The sequence below is a fragment of the Phenylobacterium deserti genome (genome assembly GCF_003254705.1).
Taxonomy (GTDB): Bacteria; Pseudomonadota; Alphaproteobacteria; order Caulobacterales; family Caulobacteraceae; genus Phenylobacterium; species Phenylobacterium deserti.
The window spans coordinates 1,527,157-1,548,555 of the sequence record NZ_QFYR01000001.1 but is presented as its reverse complement, the minus strand read 5'-3'; the positions used below and the strand labels follow the sequence as shown (position 1 = coordinate 1,548,555).

The window sequence follows — 21,399 nt, the reverse complement described above, 5'->3', positions numbered from 1 at the left end:
AATTCGAGTCATGACCAACGTCGCGCTGCTCCCGGTGGGGAAACGAGAACGGACCAAGGTTCAGAACCGCCAGGCGATCCTCGATGCGGCGCGGGCGGTGTTCAGCGAGCTGGGGTACGAGACCGCCACCGTGCGCGACATCATCCGCCGCACGGGCCTCGCGGCGGGCACCTTCTACAACTACTACCGGTCCAAGGAGGAGGTGTTCGCCGCCCTGTCCGACGACGGGGCCCGCCGGTTTGCGCCGATCCTCAAGGGCCTGCGCGAGAACCTGCGCGACTTCGAAGCCTTTGTGCACGAGGCGATCCACGCCTACTTCCAGTTTCTGGCGCAGGAGCAGCGCAGCTGGATCGAGAAGCGCCCGCCGGGCGAGCCCTACCCCCATGTTCTGGGTGAGACGCCGGAGATGGCGGCCGTGTACGCGGAGGTCCGCACCGTGATCGAGGCCGCCCTCGCCGCCCGCCAGGGTCCGGCGGCCGACGTCGCCTATATGACGGCCGCCAGCATCGCCATCGCCCGCGACGTGGGCGAGAAGATGCTGGAGCGGCGCCCGATCGATACAGAGGCGGCGGCGGACTTCGCCGTCACGATGATTCTGCGGGGTCTCAGGGGACTGGCTCAGCCCAAGGACTGACGACCCAGTAGCCGCACGTGGCGCATTCCGGGCCGGCGCCGTTGACAGGCTCCCTTGGTTCCACTATCCACCGCGCCTCGATTTTTGACCTTGGAGCCTCACGTGAAGCGGACCTTTCAGCCGTCTCGTCTCGTGCGCGCGCGCCGTCACGGCTTCCGCCTGCGCATGTCCACCAAGAACGGACAAAAGATCCTCGCGCGCCGCCGCGCCAAGGGTCGCAAGCGCCTGAGCGCCTAAGACCTCAGTACCGAGGTAAGGGTGTCGGCATGGCCGACGCCGCGTTTCCCATCGAACGCCTCAAGAAGCGCGCAGACTTCCTGCTCTGCGCGCAGGCGCCTTCGTGCGCCAAGGGCGCCGTGGTCGTTCAGGCCCGCGCCCGCCCCGACGGCGAGCCACTCGTCCGCACCGGCTTCACCGCTACCAAACGCATTGGCGGCGCGGTGGACCGCAATCTCGCCAAGCGGCGAATGCGCGAGGCCGCCCGCCTGCTGGTCGCCCAGCATGGCCGTGCCGGATACGACTATGTGTTCATCGCCCGGGGCGGTGTGACCAAGCGCCCCTGGCCCCGTTTGCTTGACGATATGAAAAGCGCGCTGATAAGGCTCGCCGCCGAACGCGACGGGCGGGACAAAGACGTGACGGCGCCCGCCTCTCCTCCTCAAAACGACTGAGCGCGCGCCCCCGCTATGCAAGACGACTCCAGCCGCAACACGATCATCTTCCTCGTGTGCGCTCTCGGGCTGTTCATCCTTTACCAGATGTTCGTGCTCGAGCCCGCCGCCAAGCGCCGCCAGGCGGAGGCCGCCCGTGCTCGCCCCGCCGCCGAGGCGCCGCTGACGCCCGGTGCGCCGGCCGCCGCAGCTGAAGCTGCGGGTCTGACCCGCCCGCAAGCCGTCGCCGCCAGTCCGCGCGTGCCGATCGCCACGCCGGCGCTGCGGGGTTCGCTGTCCCTGCGCGGCGCGCGCATCGACGACCTCTACCTGACCCAATACCGCGAGACCGTGGCGAAGAACTCGCCGCCGGTCGAACTGCTGCGTCCGGAAGGCGCGCCGCACGCCTGGTTCGCCGAGATCGGCTGGGCGGGCGCGAATGTGCCGGGCCTTCCCAACCGTGACACGCTCTGGACCCTGGCGCAGGGTTCGGTGCTTTCGCCGGGCCAGCCCGTCGTGCTCACCCACACCAATGGTGCGGGTCTGACCTTCACCCGTCGGATTTCCGTCGACGAGCGGTTCATGTTCACCGTCACGGACACGGTCGCCAACGCGTCCGGCCAGGCGGTCACTCTCGCCCCCTACGGCTCCATCCAGCGTCAGGGCCTGCCGCCCGCCCACCAGGGCAGCCAGATCGTTCACGAAGGCGCTGTGGGCGCCCTTGGAACGGACAAGCAAGATCTTAAGCTGATCAAGTACGGCAAGTGGGCCAAAGACAACGTCCAGCAGCGCTTCGACTCTAAGGGCGGCTGGGTCGGCATGACTGACAAGTATTGGCTGGCGGCACTCGTGCCGGACCAGGCCGAGGCCGTCAGCGGTCAATTCCGCAACTTGAACGATCAAGGCATCGAAGTCTTCGAGTCTAATTTCACCGGCCAAGCCCGCGCCATTCCGTCAGGCCAACAGATCACCGAAACGACCCGCTTCTTCAGCGGCGCTAAGTCGGTGAAGGTGCTTCAGGCCTATGAGAAGCAGTTCGGCATCGCCCGCTTCGACGACGCCGTGGACTGGGGTCTTCTGTGGTTCCTGACCCGCCCGATCTTCTCGTTCCTGCTGTTCATCTTCCAGCACGTGGGCAGCTTCGGCATCGCCATCCTGCTGCTGACCGTCGCCGTGCGGCTGATCTTCTTCCCGCTCGCGAACAAGCAGTACGAGTCGATGATCAAGATGAAGAAGGTGCAGCCCCAGATGGAGGAGCTGCGCAAGCGGTACAAGGACGATCCGGCCAAGCAGCAGCAGGAGCTCCTCGCCCTTTATCAGCGCGAGAAGGTCAATCCTGTCGCCGGCTGCCTGCCGATCCTCGTCCAGATCCCGGTCTTCTTCGCCCTCTACAAGGTGCTCAGCGTCACCATCGAGATGCGGCATGCGCCCTTCCTCGGCTGGATCCAGGACCTGTCCGCGCGCGACCCGACGACCATCTGGAACCTGTTCGGCCTGATCCCGTGGAATCCGGCGACCACCCCGCTGATCGGCGGCCTGCTCGACACCAGCCTGCACATCGGCATCCTGCCGCTGCTCTATGGCTTCACCATGTGGCTGACGACGGCGATGAACCCGCCGGCGCCGGACCCGGTGCAGCAGCGCATCTTCCAGTTCATGCCGGTGATCTTCACCTTCATCATGGCGCCCTTCGCCATCGGCCTGCTGATCTACTGGACCTGGACCAACGTCCTCTCGATCCTGCAGCAGTACGTGCTGATGCGCCGGTTCAAGGTCGACAACCCGATCGACAGCATCATCGGCAAGCTGACCGGGCGTAAGAAGGCGGCCGCCTAGTGGCCGCCGACCCGGTCTTCGACGACGAGGCCCTGGAGGCGGCTCGCAAGCTCTTTGCACGCGAGACCACCTTCATGATGGGCGCCGTCCGCATGGACGGCCTGCCCGCGCCCGACCTGCCGGAAGTGGCCTTCGCCGGCCGTTCCAACGTCGGCAAGTCGTCGCTGATCAACGCCGTCACCGGCCGCAAGGAGCTGGCGCGGGCCTCGAACGAGCCCGGCCGCACGCGCGAGATCAACTTCTTCGTCCTGGACGAGCGGATCCGCCTGGTCGACCTGCCTGGCTACGGGTTCGCCAAGGTCAGCCGCACCACGGCCCGCAAGTTCCAGAACCTCGGTCGGGACTACCTGCGAGGCCGGCCGAACCTGAAGCGCGCCTATTTGCTGATCGATGCGCGCCACGGCCTGAAGACCGTCGACACGGAAGCGTTGGACGCGTTCGACACGGCCGCTGTCTCCTACCAGATCGTCCTGACCAAGGCCGACAAGATCAAGCCGCACGAAGTCGAGGCTCTGGTCGACAAGACCCTGAAGCAGATTTCCAAGCGCCCCGCGGCCTTCCCGCGCGTGCTCGCCACCTCCTCCGAGAAGGGGACCGGCATCCCCGAGTTGCGCGCCGAGATCATGGCCGCCTGCGCGGTCGAGCTCTGAGAAGCCGGGTTGCTCTCCCTCGGGGGAGGAACTGATGACACCGGCTTCCACGTCCGCTATCGGAGCGCTCCGAACTGCTGGAGCCCCGTCCGCCCGTGACTGACGAGACCCAAGGCCAAGGCTGGGCCACCGCCAAGACCCTCGCCGAGGCCCTGCCCTTTATTCAGATCTACGACCGCGAAACCGTGGTCATCAAATACGGCGGCCACGCCATGGGCGAAGAGCAGGTGGCCAAGCTGTTCGCCGCGGATGCGGTGCTCCTGAAGATGTTGGGCGTCCATCCGGTTGTAGTCCACGGGGGCGGCCCGCAGATCTCGGCCTGGCTGTCCAAAGCCGGCGTGAAGTCGACCTTCATCGACGGCCTGCGGGTGACGGACGAGGCCACCATGGAAGTGGCCGAGATGGTCCTGTCCGGCGCCATCAACAAGGAAATCGCCAGCTGGATCACCCAGGCGGGCGCGGAGGCCGACGTGCGCGGCGTGGGCCTGTCCGGCAAGGACGCGCGCCTGATCACCGTCGAAAAAGTGACCCGCACCAAGAAGGACCCGGACAGCGAGGAAGAGCGCATCGTCGATCTGGGCTTCGTCGGCGAGCCCAAGAAGGTCGACCCCAAGCTGATCGAAGCAATGATCTACGCCGAGGAGGACTATATCCCGGTGGTCGCCCCCATCGGCGTGTCCGAAGCCGGCGAGACCTACAACATCAACGCCGACACCGTGGCTGGCGCACTGGCTGGCGCGCTCAGCGCCAAGCGCATGCTCCTGCTCACCGACGTCGCCGGCGTGCTGGACAAGAATGGCGAGCTGATCCGTCAGATGACCGTGGCCGAAGCCCGTCAGGCGATCACCGACGGCGTCGCCACCGGCGGCATGATCCCCAAGCTTGAAACCGCCATCCACGCGGTGGAGTCCGGCGTGGAAGCCGTCGTCATCCTGGACGGTCGCCGTCCGCATGCCATGCTGGTCGAGCTGTTCACCGAACACGGGGCCGGCACGCTGATCAGCGCATGAGCGTTGACCTGACGCGGCCGGACTTCTCTCACGTCGACACTTGGCTGTTCGACCTCGACAACACGCTGTACCCGGCCGAGTGCGGCTTCATGGCCGCGCTGGTCGACCGCATGACCGCCTTCGTGGAGAAGGTCACCGGCCTGCCGCGGGACGAAGCGTTCCGCCTGCAGAAGAGCTACTTGGCGGAACACGGCCTCACCCTGAAGGGCATGATGCTGAACCACGGGGTCGACCCGCTGGAATTTCACGCCATCTTCCACGACCTGTCGCTGGAAGCTCTGGCGCACGACCCGGACCTGCTCGCCGCCCTTGAGCGCCTGCCCGGCCGCCGGATCATCTTCACCAACGCCGACGACGTCCACGCCGAACGGGTGCTGAAGCGCCTGGGGCTTGCTGACCTGTTCGAGGACGTTTTCCACATCGGCTCGACCGGCTATGAGCCGAAGCCCTCACCGCAGGCCTTCGCCCGGATCACTGAAGCTCATGGCTTCAATCCACGCGGTGCAGCCTTCTTCGAGGACTCAGAGCGCAACTTGGCGCCAGCCGCCGAGCTCGGCATGACCACCGTTCTGGTCGGCGCGCACGCACCGGCCTCCACCGCACCGTTCGTCCATCACCGCACCGAAAAGCTCGCGCCGTTTCTTTCCGGCGCCCAGCTCAGGGAAGCTGCCTGACCATGACCACCATCACCCCCGCCGACCTTCAGCTCGAGATCGAAGCCGCCTGGGCGGCTCGCGACGGGATCAGCACGGCCACCAACGGTCCGGTCCGCACCGCCGTTGACGAGACCCTGAACCTGCTCGACTCCGGCGCTCTGCGCGTCGCTGAACGTGGCGAAGATGGCGCCTGGACGGTGAACCAGTGGGTCAAGCAGGCGATCCTGCTGTCCTTCCGCCTGAACCCGAACACCGTCATGCACGCCGGCCCTCCTGGCCCATACTGGGACAAGGTGCCGGTGAAGTTCGCCGGCTGGGAAGCCGCCCAGTTCGAAGCCGCCGGCTTCCGCGCCGTTCCGGGCGCGGTCGCCCGCCGCGGCAGCTTCATCGCCAAGGGCGTGGTGCTCATGCCTTCGTTCGTGAACATCGGGGCCTATGTCGATGAAGGCACCATGGTGGACACCTGGGCCACCGTCGGCTCCTGCGCCCAGATCGGGAAGAACTGCCACATCAGCGGCGGCGCCGGCATCGGCGGCGTGCTGGAGCCGCTGCAAGCCAACCCGACCATCATCGAGGACCACTGCTTCATCGGCGCGCGCTCCGAAGTCGCGGAAGGCGTCATCGTCCGGGAGGGCAGCGTGCTGTCCATGGGCGTCTACCTGACCGCCACCACCCCGATCATCGACCGCAAGACCGGCGAGACCCGCCTGGGCGAGGTGCCGCCCTACTCGGTCGTGGTGCCGGGGTCGCGTCCCAACCCGAACGATCCGTCCCTGCCGTCCACCTACTGCGCCGTGATCATGAAGACGGTGGACGAGCGCACCCGCTCCAAGACCAGCATCAACGAACTGCTGCGGGACTGACGCCTTGATGCGCCGCCTCGTTCAAGCTGATGACGGGCGCGGCGCAAAGCTTGAGCAAGGCGGCGTCGTCGCCTTCCTCGTCCTCATGTTCTGGGTTGTCATCTGGCCATGGCCGTACGGCCTGGCCATGCTCCTGGCTGGCTTGGCGCCCTGGATCGGCACGGCGCTGGCGATCATCTACCGACGCAGCGTCGCGCCCTTCAGCATCGCCGACCTCGATCCCCGCGCTAACTTGGGCGCGCTGCTGGGCGCTGGGCTGTTCGGCGGGCGTGTCTTCTACGATGTCGACTTCACCCCTGGGGGGCTCGGCCAGCTCACGCTGATCGGATGCGGCGTCGCCATGGCGCTCGCCTTGGTCTGGCTGATCCTGTCACGTCCGCTGTTCGCCAAGCCACGTTGGCTCATCGTCCCCATCGGACTGGCAATCTTGGCAGGCGCCACGAGCCCGGCGGCGCTGAACGTGGCCCTGGGAAACAAGCAGGGCGAACTCGGCCAAGTACAGGTTACCGCAAAGCGAGTGAAAGAAGAGAAGAGGTCCCGCAGGAGAGCTCGCTATCGCACCTTTATCTATCACCAGCTTACGGTGACGGGGCTGCCCGGGGCCGCTGGCGCAGCGGAAATCAGCGTCCAACCTGGCTTTTTCCAGAGCGTGCGGGTGGGCGAGCCTCTCTGCTACGATCTTCACAGGGGCATCCTCGGCGCAGACTGGTATCTCCTCGACCACTGCCCGCGTCCGCCGCGCTCTTCCCTGCCGCTGCTCTGACGCAACCAAGTCCAAGCTTAACCTTTCATTAGGGATTGGCGCGGGCCGTGCTAGGCTTGCGACGGGAGGTCCCATAATGAGAAAAGATATCGTCGCCGCGGTCGTGACCGCTTTCCTGGTCGCCGCGCCGGCTTTCGCCGGGGAAGTCAGCCCCGACGGTCTGGCGGCTCCGTCCAGCGGCTCCGCCCAGGTGGAATTGGCCATGACGCAGCAGACGCTGCCGGCCAACGGCTCCCTGGCCGAGCATAGCCAGCCCTACCTGCGCTATCTGTACGTTCTCTCGGGCGAGTTGAAGGTCTCCAACCTGGTCACCGGCGATGAGCAGCGGGTGCAGGCCGGCGGTATGGCGATCGAGACCCCCAACGACTGGCACGTGGCTAAGGCCATGGGGAGCGAGCCCGTGGTGTTCGTCACCATCGATCAGGCCCCCGAAGAGCCCAAGGCCGCCGCCCACAACGGCTAGCGGCTGCGCTTCGTCTCGGCCTCGTAGGGCGACCCATCGCGGTGGCGGTAGGTCGTCTCTCCCTTGTGGATGACGAGATCGATGTCGGGATAGTCGACGGCGTCCACGCCCGGCTTGCGCGACCCGACCTCCAGGAGCACGGCAAGCCGGTCCGACCGGTTCTGGATGTGGTGTCCGTCCGCCTTGCCGGCGGGAAAAGCCGCGCACTCGCCGGCCCGCAGCACCTCTTCGCCGGCGTCGGTGATCAGAACGACTTCGCCTTCCACCACCCACACGAATTCGTCTTCAGCCGAGTGCCAGTGGCGCTGGCTGGTCCACTGGCCGGGCGGCAGGCGCATCAGGTTCACGCCAAACTGGGTGAGCCCGGCTGCATCCCCCAGCTTCCAGCGCTGGCGCTCCTTGCAGGGCGCATCGAAGGGCGGCGGATAGCCTGTGCCGAAGCGGGTGGGCGCGGCGTCGATGTCGATCTTGGGCATGGGGCGGTTCCGGTCTAGGACGTCTTCGGAACTTAGGAACTAGCTGCGCCGGAGGCCAGATGATCGACGCCGTCACCCTGACGCGGGAGCTGATCCGCCGGCCGTCCGTCACGCCCGCCGACGCAGGCGCCATGGACGTGGTCGAGCAGACCCTGGCCGGCCTGGGCTTCACCTGCCGTCGCATGAAGTTCGGCGACATCGAGAACCTCTACGCCCGCTACGGCTCGGCACGTCCGAACCTGTGCTTCGCCGGACATACCGACGTCGTCCCGGTGGGCGACGCTGCGGCCTGGAGCCAGGGGGCCTTTGACGCCGAAGTGGTCGACGGGGTCCTGGTCGGCCGCGGCGCCGTGGACATGAAAAGCGCCATCGCCGCCTTCGCCGCCGCCGCCGGGCGGGCGATCGAGAGCGGCGCGGTGAAGGGCTCCCTCTCCTTCCTCATCACCGGCGATGAAGAGGGCGTCGCCACCCACGGCACCAAAAAGGTCGTCGAGGCGCTTCAGGCCGAGGGCGAGGTCATCGACCACTGCATCGTCGGCGAGCCCACCTCGGCGGAGTCGTTTGGCGACATGGTCAAGGTTGGTCGCCGCGGCTCCATTAACGCCGAGATCGTGGTGGAGGGCGTGCAAGGTCACGTCGCCTATCCGCACCGCGCCGCCAACCCTGTGCCGGTTCTGGTGCGTCTGCTGGCCCGACTGCAGGATCGGATGCTGGACGAAGGCTACCCCGAGTTCCAGCCGTCGAACCTGGAAGTCACTATGATCGACGTGCCCAACACGGCGACCAACGTCATCCCGGGCGTCGCCCGCGCACGCCTGAACATCCGCTTCAACCCGAGCCACACCGGAGCCTCCCTGGCCAGCTGGATGGAGGAGGAAGCCCGCGCCGTGGCCGAAGGGTTCAAGGGCTCGGTGACCGTGAAGCCCGCCATCAGCGGCGAGGCCTTCCTGACCGAACCCGGTCCCTTCACGGAAGTGGTGTCCGGCGCCGTCGCCGACGTTTCAGGCCAGCCTCCGGAGCTTTCCACATCTGGCGGCACCTCCGACGCGCGCTTCATCCGCGCCCTTTGCCCCGTGGTTGAACTGGGCCTTGTCGGCAAGACGATGCACCAGGTCGACGAGCGGGCGCCAGTGGACGAGATCCTCAAGCTGCAAACGGTTTATGAGCGCCTCATCGCCCGCTATTTTGAGACGTTCAGCGCGGCCTAGTCGCCGTAGACCACGCCGGTCAGGTACAGCCCGCACGAGGGCGCCACCGGCCCGCAGGCCTTGCGGTCGCGGGCTTCCAGCGCCGCCCGCAGGTCATCACGGGTCCAGCGGCCGACGCCCACTTCGGCCAGGCTTCCGGTCATTGAGCGCACCTGCCGATGGAGGAACGAGCGAGAGGCGAACTCCAGCAGCACCTGCTCGCCTTCTCGCCAGACCCGCGCGACGTCCAGCGTCTTCATCGGCGACTTGGCCTGGCAGCCTAGGTCGCGGAATGTCGTGAAATCGTGGTGGCCCACCAAGACCTGCGCGGCCTCATTCATGGCTGCGGCGTCGAGCGGCTTCTTCACGTGCCAGACCCGTCCCTGGTCGAGCGCCGGCGGGGCCGTGCGGTTCATGATCCGATAGATGTATCGACGGCCGGTCGCCGAGAACCGCGCGTGCCAGCCTTCCGGCGCCACCTGCGCATCCAGCACCACGATCGGCTCAGGCACGAGGTGGGCGTTGAGCGCGTTACGCACCACCTCGGGCTTCCAGTCCTTCTCCAAGTCGATGTGCACCACCTGACCCGTGGCATGGACGCCCGTGTCAGTCCGTCCCGCCGCATGCAGCCGCAGCTCCTGGCCGCAGAACCCCTTCACAGCCCGCTCGATGGCGCCCTGCACCGAAGCCAGCCCGTCCTGCGCCTGCAGGCCGTGGTACGGGCGCCCGTCATACTCGATCAGCAAGCGATACCGGGGCATCAGTCCAGCCGCGTCCCGGACGGCACGGCCGCCCCGCGCAGAAACACTTCGGCGTCCTGCGGCCCCTTGCCCTCGCGCTGCACGCGCAGCAGGCGCACCGCGCCCGCTCCCGTCCCGATCAGCAAGCGATCGTCCAACGCCACGCCCGGCGCGCCGTCCACGTCCTCGAAGGCGGACAGCAGCGCCTTCACGCGCACGGGTCCCTTGTCGCTGGGCAGCGTGAACCAGGCGCCGGGGAACGGCGACAAGCCGCGAACCTTGAGGTCGATCTCCCGGCCCGGCCTGGCCCAGTCGATGCGCGCTTCCTTGCTGCGGATCTTCTTGGCGTAGGTCACGCCTTCTTCCGCCTGCGGGCGGGCCACCGCCGAGCCATCCTCGATACTGGGCAAGGTGCGGACAATCAGGTCGGCGGCGGCCGCGGCCAGCCGGTCGTGCAGGCTTCCAGCCGTATCCAGAGGTCCGATCCGTAACGTAGCGGTCGACAGCACCGGGCCTTCATCCAGGCCTTCGGTCATGCGCATGACCTCCACGCCGGTCTGCTCGTCACCGGCCATGATGGCGCGCTGGATGGGCGCCGCGCCACGCCAGCGCGGCAGCAGCGATGCATGGAGGTTGTAGCTTCCGAGCCTCGGCGCCTCGAGCACCGCGCCGGGAAGGATCTGTCCGAAAGCCACCACCACCGCGGCGTCGGCTTGCAGCGCCGCAAAAGCCTCGATCTCGGAAGGATCACGCATCGAGGATGGCGTGCGGACGGCGATGCCCTGGCTCTCCGCAAAGGCGTGTACGGGCGAGGGCTTCAACTCGTGACCGCGGCCACGGGGCGCTGGCGGCTGAGAATAGGCGCAGACGATCTCATGCCCGGCGTCCACCAGGGCGCGCAGGACGACAACTGAGAACTCTGGGGTGCCAAGAAAGGCGAGACGCATGGCGAGCCTTTAGCTGCGGGCGATAGCGAGCGCCAGACAAGGAACTGCGGGGCAAGCTCCGCCGTTGAACGGCCGACTTCCGAAGGAGCCGAACATGCGCATTCTCGTCACAGCCTCGGTCCTGGGCCTCGCCATCGCGGTGACCGCCTGCACCCGCAGCGAAGAGCAGGAAACCCGCGCCGAAACCAACGAGGCGGTGCAGGACATTCGCGCCAACGCCAACGAAGCCGGCGACCGCTTTGAGGCCAGCGCTGAGAACGTCGGTCAGGACGTCAAGGAAGGCGCTCAGAAGGTCGGATCAGAGATCAAGCAGGTCACCGACGATCCAGATGTGAAGGCCGCCGCCGGAGAAGTGAAGGAAGCCTTCAATGGCCTCGGCTCGGCGGTCAAGGATGCCGGTCGCGAGACGAAGGAAGGTGCCCGCGAGGCCGGCGCCGAAGCCCGCGACGCGACGAACTGAGGGAGAGCGGCCGCTTAGGCCGCGCGGACCAGCTTCTTGACCTTCTTCACCGCCTGTTCGCGCTTCAGGCGCGACAGGTGGTCGATGAAGAGGACGCCGTTCAGGTGGTCCATCTCGTGCTGGATGCAGACGGCGAAGAGGCCGTCGGCGTCCTCCTCGATCTGTTCGCCTTGGTAGTTCAAGTAGCGCAGCTTCACGCGCGCCGGCCGATCCACCGCATCGTAGATCTCAGGGACGGAAAGGCAGCCTTCTTCGTAGGTGAAGGTCTCGTCCGAGGTCCAGAGGATCTCCGGATTGACGAAATAGCGCGGCTGTTTCGGCTCGTTCTCGCGGGCGAGGTCCATGACGATCACGCGCTTGGGCACGCCGATCTGAATGGCGGCCAAGCCGATGCCGGGCGCGTCGTACATGGTCTCGAGCATGTCATCCATCAGCGCCCGCAGCTCGTCGTCGACCTTCTCCACAGGTTCAGAGACCTGCTTGAGGACGGGGTTTGGGACGGTAAGGATTTCGCGGATGGCCATGGCGCGGAGGTAGGTTCGGATTAGTTGAGCGTCAAGGTCGGTGATTGCCTCAGGAGGCCTCCTCGCCGGCCACCAGCCGAGCCCGCGGCGCCTCGGCGACCGACAGCTTCGTTAGCGGCCGCACCGCGCTTTCGACCGGATCGAGCGAGGGCACCTGCCGCCCCTCATGGTCGACCTTTAGATCCTCGAACCTTTTGGCCTGGGTCAGCACCTGGGTTTCGAGCGAGCCGACGAACTGGTTGTAGCGGTCCACCGCCGCCGTCAGCGCCTTGCCCACGGAGGAGGCGTGCGTGCCCATCACGGCGATCCGTTTGTGCAGCTCGCGACCAAGGTCGGCGATCTTACGGGCGTTAACCGCCTGCTCCTCCACCCGCCACCCGTAGGCCACCGCCTTGCAGAGGGCGAACAGGGTGGTCGGCGTCACGATGACCACGCGGCGCTCCATGGCCTCGGTCATCAGGTCGGGTGCTCGGTCGAGGGCCGCGGCGAGCGCGGAGTCCAGCGGCACGAACATCGCGACGAAGTCCGGCGAGGAATCGAACTGATCCCAATAAGCCTTGGCCGAAAGCCCCTGGATGTGGCCGCGCACGCTTTGCACATGGCGCACGCCGCAGGCGTCGCGGCCGGCTTCGTCGAGCGCTTCCTGCAGTTCCAGGAAAGCGTTCAGCGAGCACTTGGCGTCGATCACGAACACCCCGCCGCCCGGCAGTCGTATCGTCACGTCCGGACGGCGACGGCCTTCCTCGCTATCGGTGGAGGTCTGCTCGCTGAAGTCGAAGCGGTGGGCGAGGCCGGCCGCTTCCAGCACGTTGCGCAGGGTCTGCTCGCCCCAACGTCCCTGCACGCCCGCCCCGCGACGCAGGGCCGAGGACAGCTTGCGAGCCTCTTCCTGCGTGGCGGTGGACGCCTGCAGCAGCTGATTGATCTGTTCCTTGAGGCCGCCGGTCTCTTCGGCGCGGGCCTTTTCCGCCGCGGTGACCTGCTCCTGAAATTTCTGGAGGGTCTCGGCGACCGGCTTCAACTGGTCCTCGATGCGCTTCTGGGCCAGCAGCTCGCGGTTCTTGAAGGTCTCTTCCGTTTGCTTCAGCAGCGCCTCGGCCACCGCGCCCGCCGACTGCGCCGCCTGGGCCTTCACCAGCTCCGCCTGGATTGAAGCCTGCTCCTCCAGCATCCGAACGCGCGCCTCGGCGCCGTTCGCTCGTTCGGCGAGGTCCCAGGCTCGCGCCTCGGCCTCGCCCGCGCGCCGCCGCTCGAGGAAAGCCCAGGCCAGGGCGGCCACGGCGACAATGGCGCAGACCAGCGCAGCAAGAATGGAGGCGTTCATGGTGTGTTCCTAACGCGAATGGCGAGTCGCGGCCAGTGCGACGCAGCGCCTCCGCGTCAGGCCGGCCGTCTCGCCCGCATGGCCTGGGCGATGGTGCCGTCGTCGAGCCAATCGAGTTCGCCGCCGACGGGGACGCCTCTCGCCAGCATGGTGACGGAGACGTTCGCGCCGGCCAGGCGGTCGGCGAGATAGTGCGCGGTGGTTTGCCCGTCGACGGTCGCGGGCAAGGCCAGAATGACCTCGCGGACGCCATCGTCGGACGCGCGCTGAACCAGCGGCCCCACACGCAGCGCTTCAGGTCCGACGCCGTCCAGCGCTGACAAGAGCCCGCCCAGCACGTGGTACTTGCCGCGGAAGGCGCTGGCCCGCTCCATGGCCCAGAGCGCCCCCACCTCTTCCACGACGCAGATCAGGGTGCTGTCCCGGGAAACGTCCGAACAGATGGCGCACGGCTCCTGGGTGTCCAGAGCTCCGCAGACGGAGCAGGTCTTCACCCGCCGCGACGCCTCGGCCAGAGCGTCAGCCAACGGGTCCAACAGCTGTTCGCGCCGCTTCAGCAACGCAAGCGTCGCCCGCCGGGCGGAGCGCTGGCCCAGCCCGGGCAGCTTAGCGAGCAGCCCGATGAGCCGCTCGATCTCGGGACCGGCGGTGGAGGCCAAATCAGAACTTCGGCATGCCCGGCAGGCCCATGCCCGCCAGCGGCCCAGCCGCTTCGCGCATCATGTCGGCCTGGGCGGCGTCCAGCTTGCGCTTGGCGTCGGCGTGAGCGGCGACCACCAGATCGGCCAGCACCTCGCCTTCGCCCGGAGCCATCAGGCTCTCGTCCAGGTCCACACGGGCCAGCTCGCCCGTGCCCTTGAGCGTGACCTTCACCATGCCGCCGCCCGAGGTGCCCTCGACGGACAGCTCAGCGATCTTGGCCTGAGCGTCGGCCAGCTTCTGCTGCATGGCCTGCGCCTGCTTCATCAGGGAGCCGAGGTCTTTCATCACTCAATCCTCATCGTCGTTCTCGTCCGGCGCTTCGGCCGCGGGCTCGCTGACCTCCGGCGTCGGCATGTTGCGAATGCCCACAATCTCAGCGCCGGGGAAGGCTTCCATGACGGACAGGATGAAGGGATCCTGCTCGATCTTGGCGCGGACCTCGCGCTCCTCGCGCTTCTGCTTTTCCCAGAGGCTTTCCTCGCCGCCGCCGCCTTTCGCGGCGATGAGCCAGCGCTCGCCGGTCCATTCCTTGAGCCGCGCCACCAGGCGCTGAGCGAGGTTGTTCGGGCAGCCTGGCGCCGGTTCATACTCGATGGCGCCGGGCCGGAAGCTGATCGGGCGGACAAAGCGCTCGACGTCCAGCTTCAGGCCGATGTCCCGGCGCTTGTCGATCAGCTGGATCAGGTCGTCGAAGGTCTTCAGCTGGGCGACTGGCTCGCCAGACGCCTGGGGCTGCGGCATGGCCTGGCGCGCCACGGCGCTGACCGCGCCGCCGCCGCCCATGGAGGCGCCGCCGCTGCCTCCACCGCCGCCGCCGCCGCCGCCAGAAGGCCCGCCGCCCAGCGGCTCGCCGGACTGCAGCTTCTTCAGCGCTTCTTCGGGGCCAGGCAGGTCCGCCGCATAGGCCATGCGGATCAGGGCCATGTCGGCGGCCGCGGCTGCGTCGGGCGCACGCCGGACCTCGTCATAGGCCTTGAGCAGCAGCTGCCACATGCGCGACAGGATGCCAGCCGACACCGCCGCCCCGATCGCCGCCAACTTGCCGGCCTGCTCCTTGGGCATGACCAGCGCCTGCGGGCCGATGGTCTTGGCCACCGAGGCGGAGTGGCAATGTTCCATCAGGTCCAGCATCACCTGGTCCGGATTGGCGCCGTAGCCGTACATTGTGCGGAAAGCCTGGATGGCCTCGCCCGCCTCGCCGCGCATCACATGCTCGAAGAGGGCGATGGTCTGGCCGCGGTCGGCCAAGCCCAGCATGTCGCGGATGCTTTCCGCGGTGACCGTCTGGCCGGGCTCCGACTGGACGATGGCCTGGTCCAGCATGGACTGGGCGTCGCGCACCGAGCCTTCCGCCGCGCGGGCGATCAGCATCAGGCCTTCCTGTTCGACCCGCGCGCCTTCGTTGGCGCAGATCATCTCCAGGTTCTTGACCAGCACCTCCGGCTCGACCCGGCGCAGGTCGAAGCGCTGGGTGCGGGACAGGATGGTCACCGGCACCTTGCGGATCTCGGTGGTGGCGAAGATGAACTTGGCGTGCGGCGGCGGCTCTTCCAGCGTCTTCAGCAGGGCGTTGAAGGCGCCCGTGGAGAGCATGTGCACTTCGTCGATGATGTAGACCTTGTAGCGCGCCTCGACAGGCGCATAGCGCACCCCGTCCAGCAGCTCGCGCATGTCGGCCACGCCGGTGCGGGAGGCGGCGTCCAGCTCCAGGACGTCCATGTGCCGGCCTTCAATGATGGCGCGGCAGTTGCGGCCCTCTTCCTTGAAGTCGAGGGTCGGGGCGTGGATCTCGTCGGTTTCGTAGTTCAGCGCCCGGGCGAGCAGGCGGGCGGTCGTGGTCTTGCCCACCCCGCGGACGCCGGTGAGCATGAAGGCGTGGGCGATCCGGCCGGTGGCGAACGCGTTGCGCAGCGTCCGCACCATGGCTTCCTGGCCATAGAGATCGTCAAAGGTGCGCGGCCGGTACTTCCGCGCGATCACCGTATAGGCGGCAGACTCCCCACCCGCGGGCGGCGCCGGCGGTGCGGCGTCTCCGAACATGTCGCCCGTGTTGGGGTCACGCTCCGGAGGGTGGTCTTCGAGCGTGAAGTCTTCGTCGGCCATCGGGCTCGGAGCTTAAGGAGGAGGTGGAGACCGGACAACGACCCGGAGCGTGGCTCGTTACGGCTGCTTCCTTCCGGACCTGACCGGGTTGGCGAGGCGTCCGCCCGTCGCCGATCTCCGCCCCCTATATCGCTGGAGAGAACGGCGGGCGCAAGCGGCGCTCGGCAAACCATCCACCTACATGACGCCGCAGCCGCGCAGGACTAGAGGTTTCAGCCATGCCCCTGACCGCCTTCCAAAACACCTTCGCCGGCAATCCGCTCGACCGCGCCAGCGACCGCCGTGGAGACAAGAACTGGCTGGCGGGACAGCTGGCCGATCCATCCAGCCTGGGCGTCGTGCTCTGGAACGGCCGGCCCTTGGTGGAAGACCGCGACGACGGCCTCCAGATCGCCTATCTCGCCGGCCGGCTGCTGGCCGAGCTTGCCGGCGGCACGCCCGAGCGCATGCTGTTCATGGGGCTCTGGAAGGAGACGCCTGTTTTCGCCTTCGAGCTCACCGGCACGGCCGATCCGTCTGAGGCGGCTCTGCAGGGCTTGGGGCGATTCGAGGAGCTCCGGCCGGTGGCCGCGCGCTTGCCAGCGCCAGAGGCGGGCATCATCGCCACAGCCAAGTCCATGTTCGACTGGCATCGTCGGCACGACCACTGCTCGGCCTGCGGGGAGGCCAGCCGCATCGCCGACGGCGGTTGGAAGAGGGTCTGCCCCGCCTGTTCGACGGAGCACTTTCCGCGCACGGATCCCGTGGTGATCATGCTGCCCTATCACGGCGAGCGCTGCATGCTCGGCCGACAGGATACCTGGCCGCCCGGCATGTTCTCCGCCCTTGCGGGCTTTCTGGAGCCGGGGGAGTCCATCGAGGAAGCCTGCGCCCGGGAGCTGAACGAGGAAGCGGGCCTGCACGCCACCGCTGTCCGCTACCATTCCAGCCAGCCCTGGCCGTTCCCGTCCCAGCTGATGATCGGCTTGCTGGCCGAGGTGGAGGACGAGGAGGGGAGCCCCGACCAAACTGAGCTTTCGGAGGTGCGTTGGTTCACCCGCGCTGAGGCTGCCGACCTTCTGGCTGGTCGGCTGCAAGGCCTCTCCGCCCCGCCGCCTCTGGCGATCGCCCACCAGTTGCTCAAGGCCTGGGTTGAGGAAGGCGCCTAGTCCGCCGCGTAGATGGTCGCCTGGCGGATCGCCAGCTTCCACTCACCGCTCACGTCGGTCCAGACTTCGGTGATGCGCCGCCGGACCGTCTTGCCGGCGAACTTTGCCTTGCGCACCGGCGTGAGGACCTCCTCACCCATCAGCACCACTTCGTGGGCCCCTCGCAGAGCGGCGTAGTCGATGGTGCGCTCCAGCGAGGTGTAGTCAATCAGGCCCGTGCGCATGTTCCGCTCGGCGTCGGCCTTTCGAGCTACCTTGTTGAAAGGGTTGTTGACCACGGCATCCTCGGTGAAGAAGCCGGTGAACGCGGCCGCATCATGCGCCAGGATCGCCTGGTCCATCGCCATGGCCCGAGCCAGGACGGCGGCGATCCTCGGCTCCTGCACCGCTTCCGCCGCTTGGGGTGTGCCAGCTCGCCACCCTGCCTCAGCCGAAGTCGCCCAAAGGAGCCCGACAGCAAGCATCAAGCTGATCCGCGTGTGCATGGCGCATCTCCCAGCGCCGACAAGATAACACAGTTACGCCGCGTATTCTCCAGGTCAGATCGGCTCTGGGTGGCTTTCGATCAGCCGCTCACGCACCGCCCCTGGCGCGCTTTCCGCCCATAGCAGCAGGGCGTCTAAAGCCGCGCCGAACTGATCACCTTCCTGGCGTCGGACCGCGCGTCCGCGATCCATGGCGCGGAGTACGTGATCGACGGCGGCACGATCCCCACGGTCTAGAGCCTAAGACTCTGACAGCGCTATCAGGGGCGGCGGAACGCAGGTATTCAGGCTGGCAAAAAGCTCAGTTGGAGACGCCTGACGTGCTGAAGACCGCCGCCCTCGCCCTTGTCGCAACCCTCGCAGCTTCCGCCGCGGTCGCACAATCCGCGCCGACGCCCGAGCAGACCGCCGCGATCAAGGGTGATCCGGCGTTCAAGCCTCAAAACCTGGTGCTCGGCGCGCTGCCGAAGCCGACGGGCCCGCAAGTTGCGCTGTTTAACGGCCGCGACCTTGCCGATTGGGAAGGCTGGTTGGGCTACGCCGATCCCGCCAAGACCTACACCAAGCCGCCGGAAGCCCCCATCGGCCACACGGGCGCTGACCAGGTGTTCAAGGTGGTGCAGGAAGACGGCGCGCCGGCGCTCTACGCCTCGGGTAAGACCTGGGGCGCGCTGGTGCACAAGGGCGACTACGCCAACTACCACCTGCGCCTGGAGTTCAAGTGGGGTCCGGGTCGCTGGGCGCCGCGCGTGAACCTGCCGCCGAACAACGGCCTGCTCTACCACTCCTTCGGCGCGCACGGCGCGGTGTTCGGCACCTGGATGAAGTCCGTCGAGTTCGAGATCATGCAGGGCTCCACCGGCATGCTGGTGCGGGTCGGGGAGGACGTTCGGCCCAGCACCTACGCTGGCCACGATCCTTCCATCATCTACCCCCACCGCCGGTTCATGATCGGCGGGCGCGAGGTGGACGTGGTGACCCCGGCCTGGAACGTGGAGAACCACCGCGACGCTGAGAAGCCGGCCGGCGAGTGGAACACTCTCGATCTCTACGTGCTGGGCGACAAGGCGGTTCACGTGGTCAACGGCGTGCCCGTGCTGGTGGCCCACGACATCAAGACCGTCGACGAGTCCGGCAAGCGCACGCCGCTCACCCACGGCCGCATCCAGCTCCAGTCCGAAGGCGCCGAGACCTTCTTCCGCAACATCGTGCTCGAGCCGATCAACGCTCTGCCGACCGTCACAGCGAAGAAGTAGAGCCCACAGCGTTTCAGTCCCTTCTCCCGCTGTGGAGAGGGGACTGGAGGCCTACACCCGGGTCCGGAAGTCGTCGGCCGGATAGACCCCGAGTATTTCGAACCGCTCGGAAAAGAACTGTAGCTCCTCGAAGGCGCGCGCCAGCCCGCGGTCCTCGGGACGGCCGTCCACCTCGGCGTAGAAGAAGGTCGCCGTGAAGGCGCCGTTCTCCATGTAGCTCTCGAGCTTGGTCATGTTGACGCCGTTGGTCGCAAAGCCGCCCAGCGCCTTGTAGAGCGCCGCCGGCAGGTTGCGGACGCGGAAGATGAAGCTCGTCACGCAGGGCTTGGTGAAGGGCGGCGGCGGCGGATTGGGGTCGGCCGTCATCACCAGGAAGCGGGTGGTGTTGTTGTGCTCGTCCTCAAGATCCCGGGCCAGGATCTCCAGGCCATAGAGCTCGGCCGCCAAGGCCGGCGACAGGGCCGCCTTGGTGGGATCCGGGTGCTCTGACAGCAGCTTGGCGGCGCCGGCCGTGTCGCCCGTCGCTTCGGTTTTCAGCTTCATCTGCCGGATCGTCTTGCGGCACTGCCCCAGGGCGATCGGCATGGACATGACGGTCTTCACGTCCTCCAGCTTCACGCCCTTGTTGGCCATCAGCTGGAAGTGTATCGGCTTGAACCGCTCGCCGATGATCTTGAGCCCCGAGGACGGCAGCAGGTGGTGCACGTCGGCGACGCGCCCGGCGATGGAGTTCTCCACCGGGATCATGCCCAGCTCGCAGTCGCCGCTCTTCACCGCTTCGAAGGCGTCCTCGAAGCTGGCGTGAGGCACGGCCTCGTAGTCGGGAAAAAAGGTCTGGCAGCACTCGTGGCTGTTGGCGCCCAGTTCGCCCTGAAAGGCGATCCGTCCCTTGGTCATGAGGCTGTCCCGATGGTGGTGGCTTGAGCGCGGGCCGCATCGAGGTCCGCGGGGTTGTCAACGGAGATCGGCGCCTCCGCGGCTACGGCCGCCCAGATGGAGAGGCCGAGCTCCATGGCGCGAAGCTGCTCCAGCTTCTCGCGCCGTTCCAGCGGCGAGGGCGGGGCGGCGTTGAAGGCTTCCAGCGCCGCGCGGCGGTAGCCGTAGATGCCGATGTGCCGCCAGACCGGCGCGTCGCCGTAGAGGGTCGAGCGGGTGAAGTAGAGCGCCCGGCCGCTCTGGCCGTCGGGCTGCAGGGCCAGCACGGCCTTGACGACGTCGGGGTTGGCGCGGTCGCCGGGGGAGCCTTCCGGCGCCACCACCGTGGCGATGTCGCACGACGGCTCGCGCGACAGCAGGCCCGCGCAGGCGGCGACCACCGAGGGATCGACGAAGGGCATGTCGCCCTGCAGGTTGATCACCACGTCGTGGGCGCCGGCCGGGTCGAGCTTGGCCAGCGCCGCGAGGATGCGGTCGGAGCCAGACGGCAGGTCGGGATCGGTGAGAACCGCGGTCCCGCCGTTGGCTTCGATGGCCTGTGCGATCTCTGGATCGCCCGCTGCGACCGCCACGGGACCGGCGTTCGCGGCCTGCGCCTGGCGAAGCACCCGAACGATCATTGGTATGCCGCCGATGTCGGCGAGCGGCTTGCTCGGCAGGCGGGTCGCGGCCATGCGCGCGGGGATGAGGATGATCGGGTTCATGCCAAGCTTCGGGCGGGTTGCGCGAGCGCCGGTAGCGTGTAAGAGAGCCGGGCGCAATAAGGGGCGGGATTCCCGGCCCTTCGCCGGCTGTTGCCAGCCGTTCTCAGGAAGGCCGATTTAGGACGACTATGAGCGACCTTAAGTTCAACAAGGTCGCCGGCGCGGTGCTGGCGACGGGCCTGGCCATCGTGGGCCTGCGCGAACTTTCCACCGGCGTTTTCAGCCATGGCCCGGTGACCAAGCCCGGCTATGCTGTGGCCGTGGTCGAAGAGACCGCCGCCGGCGCTGCTGCGGCGGATGTTCCGCCCGATTGGGGCACGGTGCTGCCCGCCGCCAACGTGGCGGCCGGCGAGGCGGCCTTCGCCAAGTGCCAGTCCTGCCACACCGTCAACAACGGCGGCGCCAACGGCACCGGCCCGAACCTCTGGGGCGTGGTCGGCCGCAAGCCGGGCAGCCATGGCGGCTTTGCCTACTCGCAGGCCATGACCGACCTGGGCGGTCGCGTCGCCCAGTGGGACGACCAGCACCTCTATGAATTCATCGGCTCGCCGCAGCGGTATCTGCCGGGCACCAAGATGACCTTCGTCGGCATCAAGAAGCCGGAAGACCGCATCAACCTGATCGCTTACCTGCGCACGCAGGGCGGCACCCTGCCGGTTCCGGCTCCGAACCCGGCCGCTGCGGCCGCTCCGGAAGCCACCGCTCCGGTCGACGGCACGGCTCCTGGCGCGGCGGAAGCTGGCCAGCCTACCGCCACCGGCTCCACTGCGACGCCGGCCACCGGTTCGGGCGGCCCTTCGGGCCAAGGCCCAGGCGCGCCGAGCCAGCAGGAAACGTCCAGCCCCGGCGTGGGCAACAGCACGGGCGCGTCCTCACGCTAAG

The 21,399-nt window shown here is 67.5% G+C and carries 27 protein-coding genes and 1 other RNA gene; 15 read left to right on the top strand and 13 right to left on the bottom strand.

Annotation, left to right across the window (positions count from 1 at the left end):
• Positions 1-10 precede the first annotated feature (10 nt).
• From DJ018_RS07835 to DJ018_RS07790, 10 genes are all read left to right on the top strand, one after another.
• Positions 11-634, top strand: a complete 624-nt coding sequence (locus DJ018_RS07835; RefSeq protein WP_111514266.1) for a TetR/AcrR family transcriptional regulator — start codon at positions 11-13, stop codon at positions 632-634.
• 102 nt (positions 635-736) lie between these two features.
• Complete coding sequence (gene rpmH, locus DJ018_RS07830; RefSeq protein WP_068877158.1) at positions 737-871, top strand: 50S ribosomal protein L34; 135 nt, start codon at positions 737-739, stop codon at positions 869-871.
• A 29-nt stretch (positions 872-900) separates the two neighbouring features.
• Entirely contained in the window at positions 901-1,305 is a 405-nt protein-coding gene (rnpA, locus tag DJ018_RS07825) for a ribonuclease P protein component (RefSeq protein WP_111514265.1), read from the top strand.
• Positions 1,306-1,320: 15 nt separating this feature from the next.
• A complete protein-coding gene (gene yidC / locus DJ018_RS07820) occupies positions 1,321-3,120 on the top strand; it encodes a membrane protein insertase YidC (RefSeq protein ID WP_111514264.1) in 1,800 nt (599 codons plus the stop codon).
• Positions 3,120-3,770: a ribosome biogenesis GTP-binding protein YihA/YsxC gene (yihA, locus tag DJ018_RS07815; RefSeq protein WP_111514263.1), complete on the top strand. Its 651-nt coding sequence runs from the start codon at positions 3,120-3,122 to the stop codon at positions 3,768-3,770. Before yidC ends, yihA begins: the two co-directional genes overlap by 1 nt.
• A 95-nt stretch (positions 3,771-3,865) precedes the next feature.
• Positions 3,866-4,780 (top strand): acetylglutamate kinase, encoded by a 915-nt coding sequence (argB, locus tag DJ018_RS07810; protein WP_111514262.1) that lies wholly within the window; start codon positions 3,866-3,868, stop codon positions 4,778-4,780.
• Positions 4,777-5,454, top strand: a complete 678-nt coding sequence (locus DJ018_RS07805; RefSeq protein WP_111514261.1) for a pyrimidine 5'-nucleotidase — start codon at positions 4,777-4,779, stop codon at positions 5,452-5,454. Before argB ends, DJ018_RS07805 begins: the two co-directional genes overlap by 4 nt.
• A gap of 2 nt (positions 5,455-5,456) precedes the next feature.
• The gene (gene dapD, locus DJ018_RS07800; RefSeq protein ID WP_111514260.1) at positions 5,457-6,299 is read left to right on the top strand and encodes a 2,3,4,5-tetrahydropyridine-2,6-dicarboxylate N-succinyltransferase; all 843 of its coding nucleotides are present in this window, start codon (positions 5,457-5,459) and stop codon (positions 6,297-6,299) included.
• A 4-nt stretch (positions 6,300-6,303) separates the two neighbouring features.
• A complete protein-coding gene (locus DJ018_RS07795; RefSeq protein ID WP_133254240.1) occupies positions 6,304-7,062 on the top strand; it encodes a hypothetical protein in 759 nt (252 codons plus the stop codon).
• A 76-nt stretch (positions 7,063-7,138) separates the two neighbouring features.
• On the top strand, positions 7,139-7,525 hold the full coding sequence (locus DJ018_RS07790) for a cupin domain-containing protein (protein ID WP_111514258.1): 387 nt from the start codon (positions 7,139-7,141) through the stop codon (positions 7,523-7,525).
• On the opposite strand, the gene DJ018_RS07785 is transcribed toward DJ018_RS07790, so the two are convergent.
• Positions 7,522-8,001, bottom strand: a complete 480-nt coding sequence (locus DJ018_RS07785) for a cupin domain-containing protein (protein WP_111514257.1) — start codon at positions 7,999-8,001, stop codon at positions 7,522-7,524. The two genes, DJ018_RS07790 and DJ018_RS07785, sit on opposite strands and share 4 nt — an antisense overlap.
• Before the next feature lie 59 nt (positions 8,002-8,060).
• Here DJ018_RS07785 and dapE point away from each other — a divergent pair, with 59 nt between their 5' ends.
• Positions 8,061-9,209 (top strand): succinyl-diaminopimelate desuccinylase, encoded by a 1,149-nt coding sequence (gene dapE / locus DJ018_RS07780; RefSeq protein WP_111514256.1) that lies wholly within the window; start codon positions 8,061-8,063, stop codon positions 9,207-9,209.
• On the opposite strand, the gene truA is transcribed toward dapE, so the two are convergent.
• Complete coding sequence (gene truA, locus DJ018_RS07775; protein ID WP_111514255.1) at positions 9,206-9,949, bottom strand: tRNA pseudouridine(38-40) synthase TruA; 744 nt, start codon at positions 9,947-9,949, stop codon at positions 9,206-9,208. The two genes, dapE and truA, sit on opposite strands and share 4 nt — an antisense overlap.
• Positions 9,949-10,875, bottom strand: coding sequence for a methionyl-tRNA formyltransferase (gene fmt / locus DJ018_RS07770; protein WP_111514254.1), 927 nt, complete (start codon positions 10,873-10,875; stop codon positions 9,949-9,951). The genes truA and fmt overlap by 1 nt, the downstream gene beginning before the upstream one ends.
• 94 nt (positions 10,876-10,969) lie before the next feature.
• On the opposite strand from fmt, the gene DJ018_RS07765 reads away from it, so the two are divergent.
• On the top strand, positions 10,970-11,335 hold the full coding sequence (locus DJ018_RS07765) for a hypothetical protein (protein ID WP_111514253.1): 366 nt from the start codon (positions 10,970-10,972) through the stop codon (positions 11,333-11,335).
• 14 nt (positions 11,336-11,349) lie between these two features.
• On the opposite strand, the gene def is transcribed toward DJ018_RS07765, so the two are convergent.
• The 6 genes from def to ffs form a co-directional block, all read right to left on the bottom strand.
• Complete coding sequence (def, locus tag DJ018_RS07760) at positions 11,350-11,859, bottom strand: peptide deformylase (protein WP_111514252.1); 510 nt, start codon at positions 11,857-11,859, stop codon at positions 11,350-11,352.
• A 49-nt stretch (positions 11,860-11,908) separates the two neighbouring features.
• The gene (locus DJ018_RS07755) at positions 11,909-13,183 is read right to left on the bottom strand and encodes a DNA recombination protein RmuC (RefSeq protein WP_111514251.1); all 1,275 of its coding nucleotides are present in this window, start codon (positions 13,181-13,183) and stop codon (positions 11,909-11,911) included.
• Positions 13,184-13,239: 56 nt separating this feature from the next.
• On the bottom strand, positions 13,240-13,842 hold the full coding sequence (recR, locus tag DJ018_RS07750) for a recombination mediator RecR (RefSeq protein WP_111514250.1): 603 nt from the start codon (positions 13,840-13,842) through the stop codon (positions 13,240-13,242).
• Between the two features lies 1 nt (position 13,843).
• Positions 13,844-14,170 (bottom strand): YbaB/EbfC family nucleoid-associated protein, encoded by a 327-nt coding sequence (locus DJ018_RS07745; RefSeq protein WP_111514249.1) that lies wholly within the window; start codon positions 14,168-14,170, stop codon positions 13,844-13,846.
• 3 nt (positions 14,171-14,173) lie between these two features.
• On the bottom strand, positions 14,174-15,988 hold the full coding sequence (locus DJ018_RS07740) for a DNA polymerase III subunit gamma/tau (RefSeq protein ID WP_111514248.1): 1,815 nt from the start codon (positions 15,986-15,988) through the stop codon (positions 14,174-14,176).
• Positions 15,989-16,009: 21 nt separating this feature from the next.
• Positions 16,010-16,108, bottom strand: an RNA gene (ffs, locus tag DJ018_RS07735) — signal recognition particle sRNA small type.
• Positions 16,109-16,206: 98 nt separating this feature from the next.
• On the opposite strand from ffs, the gene nudC reads away from it, so the two are divergent.
• Positions 16,207-17,136, top strand: a complete 930-nt coding sequence (gene nudC, locus DJ018_RS07730; RefSeq protein WP_111514247.1) for an NAD(+) diphosphatase — start codon at positions 16,207-16,209, stop codon at positions 17,134-17,136.
• Here the strand turns inward: nudC and DJ018_RS07725 are convergent.
• Entirely contained in the window at positions 17,133-17,621 is a 489-nt protein-coding gene (locus DJ018_RS07725; protein WP_111514246.1) for a nuclear transport factor 2 family protein, read from the bottom strand. The genes nudC and DJ018_RS07725 overlap by 4 nt on opposite strands.
• 54 nt (positions 17,622-17,675) lie before the next feature.
• Positions 17,676-17,813, bottom strand: coding sequence for a hypothetical protein (locus DJ018_RS19135; RefSeq protein ID WP_165842825.1), 138 nt, complete (start codon positions 17,811-17,813; stop codon positions 17,676-17,678).
• A 113-nt stretch (positions 17,814-17,926) separates the two neighbouring features.
• On the opposite strand from DJ018_RS19135, the gene DJ018_RS07715 reads away from it, so the two are divergent.
• Positions 17,927-18,877 carry a 3-keto-disaccharide hydrolase gene (locus DJ018_RS07715; protein WP_240609475.1) on the top strand — a complete coding sequence of 317 codons (951 nt, stop codon included), beginning with the start codon at positions 17,927-17,929 and terminating at the stop codon, positions 18,875-18,877.
• A gap of 51 nt (positions 18,878-18,928) precedes the next feature.
• Here DJ018_RS07715 and DJ018_RS07710 read toward each other — a convergent pair whose 3' ends face one another.
• Together DJ018_RS07710 and DJ018_RS07705 are read right to left on the bottom strand one after the other, a co-directional pair.
• Entirely contained in the window at positions 18,929-19,774 is an 846-nt protein-coding gene (locus DJ018_RS07710; protein ID WP_111514245.1) for a prephenate dehydratase, read from the bottom strand.
• On the bottom strand, positions 19,771-20,517 hold the full coding sequence (locus DJ018_RS07705) for a 3-deoxy-manno-octulosonate cytidylyltransferase (protein WP_111514244.1): 747 nt from the start codon (positions 20,515-20,517) through the stop codon (positions 19,771-19,773). Before DJ018_RS07705 ends, DJ018_RS07710 begins: the two co-directional genes overlap by 4 nt.
• 128 nt (positions 20,518-20,645) lie before the next feature.
• Between DJ018_RS07705 and DJ018_RS07700 the strand changes: the two genes are divergently transcribed.
• On the top strand, positions 20,646-21,398 hold the full coding sequence (locus DJ018_RS07700; protein ID WP_111514243.1) for a c-type cytochrome: 753 nt from the start codon (positions 20,646-20,648) through the stop codon (positions 21,396-21,398).
• Position 21,399 lies beyond the last annotated feature (1 nt).

What these genes read in the sequence shown, in the direction of transcription:
- DJ018_RS07705 (WP_111514244.1), bottom strand. Translation starts at nt 20,517, where the DNA reads ATGAACCCGATCATCCTCATCCCCGCGCGCATGGCCGCGACCCGCCTG.
- DJ018_RS07835 (WP_111514266.1), top strand. Translation starts at nt 11, where the DNA reads ATGACCAACGTCGCGCTGCTCCCGGTGGGGAAACGAGAACGGACCAAG.
- DJ018_RS07790 (WP_111514258.1), top strand. Translation starts at nt 7,139, where the DNA reads ATGAGAAAAGATATCGTCGCCGCGGTCGTGACCGCTTTCCTGGTCGCC.
- DJ018_RS07765 (WP_111514253.1), top strand. Translation starts at nt 10,970, where the DNA reads ATGCGCATTCTCGTCACAGCCTCGGTCCTGGGCCTCGCCATCGCGGTG.
- DJ018_RS07785 (WP_111514257.1), bottom strand. Translation starts at nt 8,001, where the DNA reads ATGCCCAAGATCGACATCGACGCCGCGCCCACCCGCTTCGGCACAGGC.
- def (WP_111514252.1), bottom strand. Translation starts at nt 11,859, where the DNA reads ATGGCCATCCGCGAAATCCTTACCGTCCCAAACCCCGTCCTCAAGCAG.
- DJ018_RS07700 (WP_111514243.1), top strand. Translation starts at nt 20,646, where the DNA reads ATGAGCGACCTTAAGTTCAACAAGGTCGCCGGCGCGGTGCTGGCGACG.
- DJ018_RS19135 (WP_165842825.1), bottom strand. Translation starts at nt 17,813, where the DNA reads ATGGATCGCGGACGCGCGGTCCGACGCCAGGAAGGTGATCAGTTCGGC.
- truA (WP_111514255.1), bottom strand. Translation starts at nt 9,949, where the DNA reads ATGCCCCGGTATCGCTTGCTGATCGAGTATGACGGGCGCCCGTACCAC.
- DJ018_RS07725 (WP_111514246.1), bottom strand. Translation starts at nt 17,621, where the DNA reads ATGCACACGCGGATCAGCTTGATGCTTGCTGTCGGGCTCCTTTGGGCG.
- dapD (WP_111514260.1), top strand. Translation starts at nt 5,457, where the DNA reads ATGACCACCATCACCCCCGCCGACCTTCAGCTCGAGATCGAAGCCGCC.
- DJ018_RS07740 (WP_111514248.1), bottom strand. Translation starts at nt 15,988, where the DNA reads ATGGCCGACGAAGACTTCACGCTCGAAGACCACCCTCCGGAGCGTGAC.
- yidC (WP_111514264.1), top strand. Translation starts at nt 1,321, where the DNA reads ATGCAAGACGACTCCAGCCGCAACACGATCATCTTCCTCGTGTGCGCT.
- DJ018_RS07755 (WP_111514251.1), bottom strand. Translation starts at nt 13,183, where the DNA reads ATGAACGCCTCCATTCTTGCTGCGCTGGTCTGCGCCATTGTCGCCGTG.
- DJ018_RS07710 (WP_111514245.1), bottom strand. Translation starts at nt 19,774, where the DNA reads ATGACCAAGGGACGGATCGCCTTTCAGGGCGAACTGGGCGCCAACAGC.
- DJ018_RS07805 (WP_111514261.1), top strand. Translation starts at nt 4,777, where the DNA reads ATGAGCGTTGACCTGACGCGGCCGGACTTCTCTCACGTCGACACTTGG.
- DJ018_RS07745 (WP_111514249.1), bottom strand. Translation starts at nt 14,170, where the DNA reads ATGAAAGACCTCGGCTCCCTGATGAAGCAGGCGCAGGCCATGCAGCAG.
- nudC (WP_111514247.1), top strand. Translation starts at nt 16,207, where the DNA reads ATGCCCCTGACCGCCTTCCAAAACACCTTCGCCGGCAATCCGCTCGAC.
- fmt (WP_111514254.1), bottom strand. Translation starts at nt 10,875, where the DNA reads ATGCGTCTCGCCTTTCTTGGCACCCCAGAGTTCTCAGTTGTCGTCCTG.
- dapE (WP_111514256.1), top strand. Translation starts at nt 8,061, where the DNA reads ATGATCGACGCCGTCACCCTGACGCGGGAGCTGATCCGCCGGCCGTCC.
- rnpA (WP_111514265.1), top strand. Translation starts at nt 901, where the DNA reads ATGGCCGACGCCGCGTTTCCCATCGAACGCCTCAAGAAGCGCGCAGAC.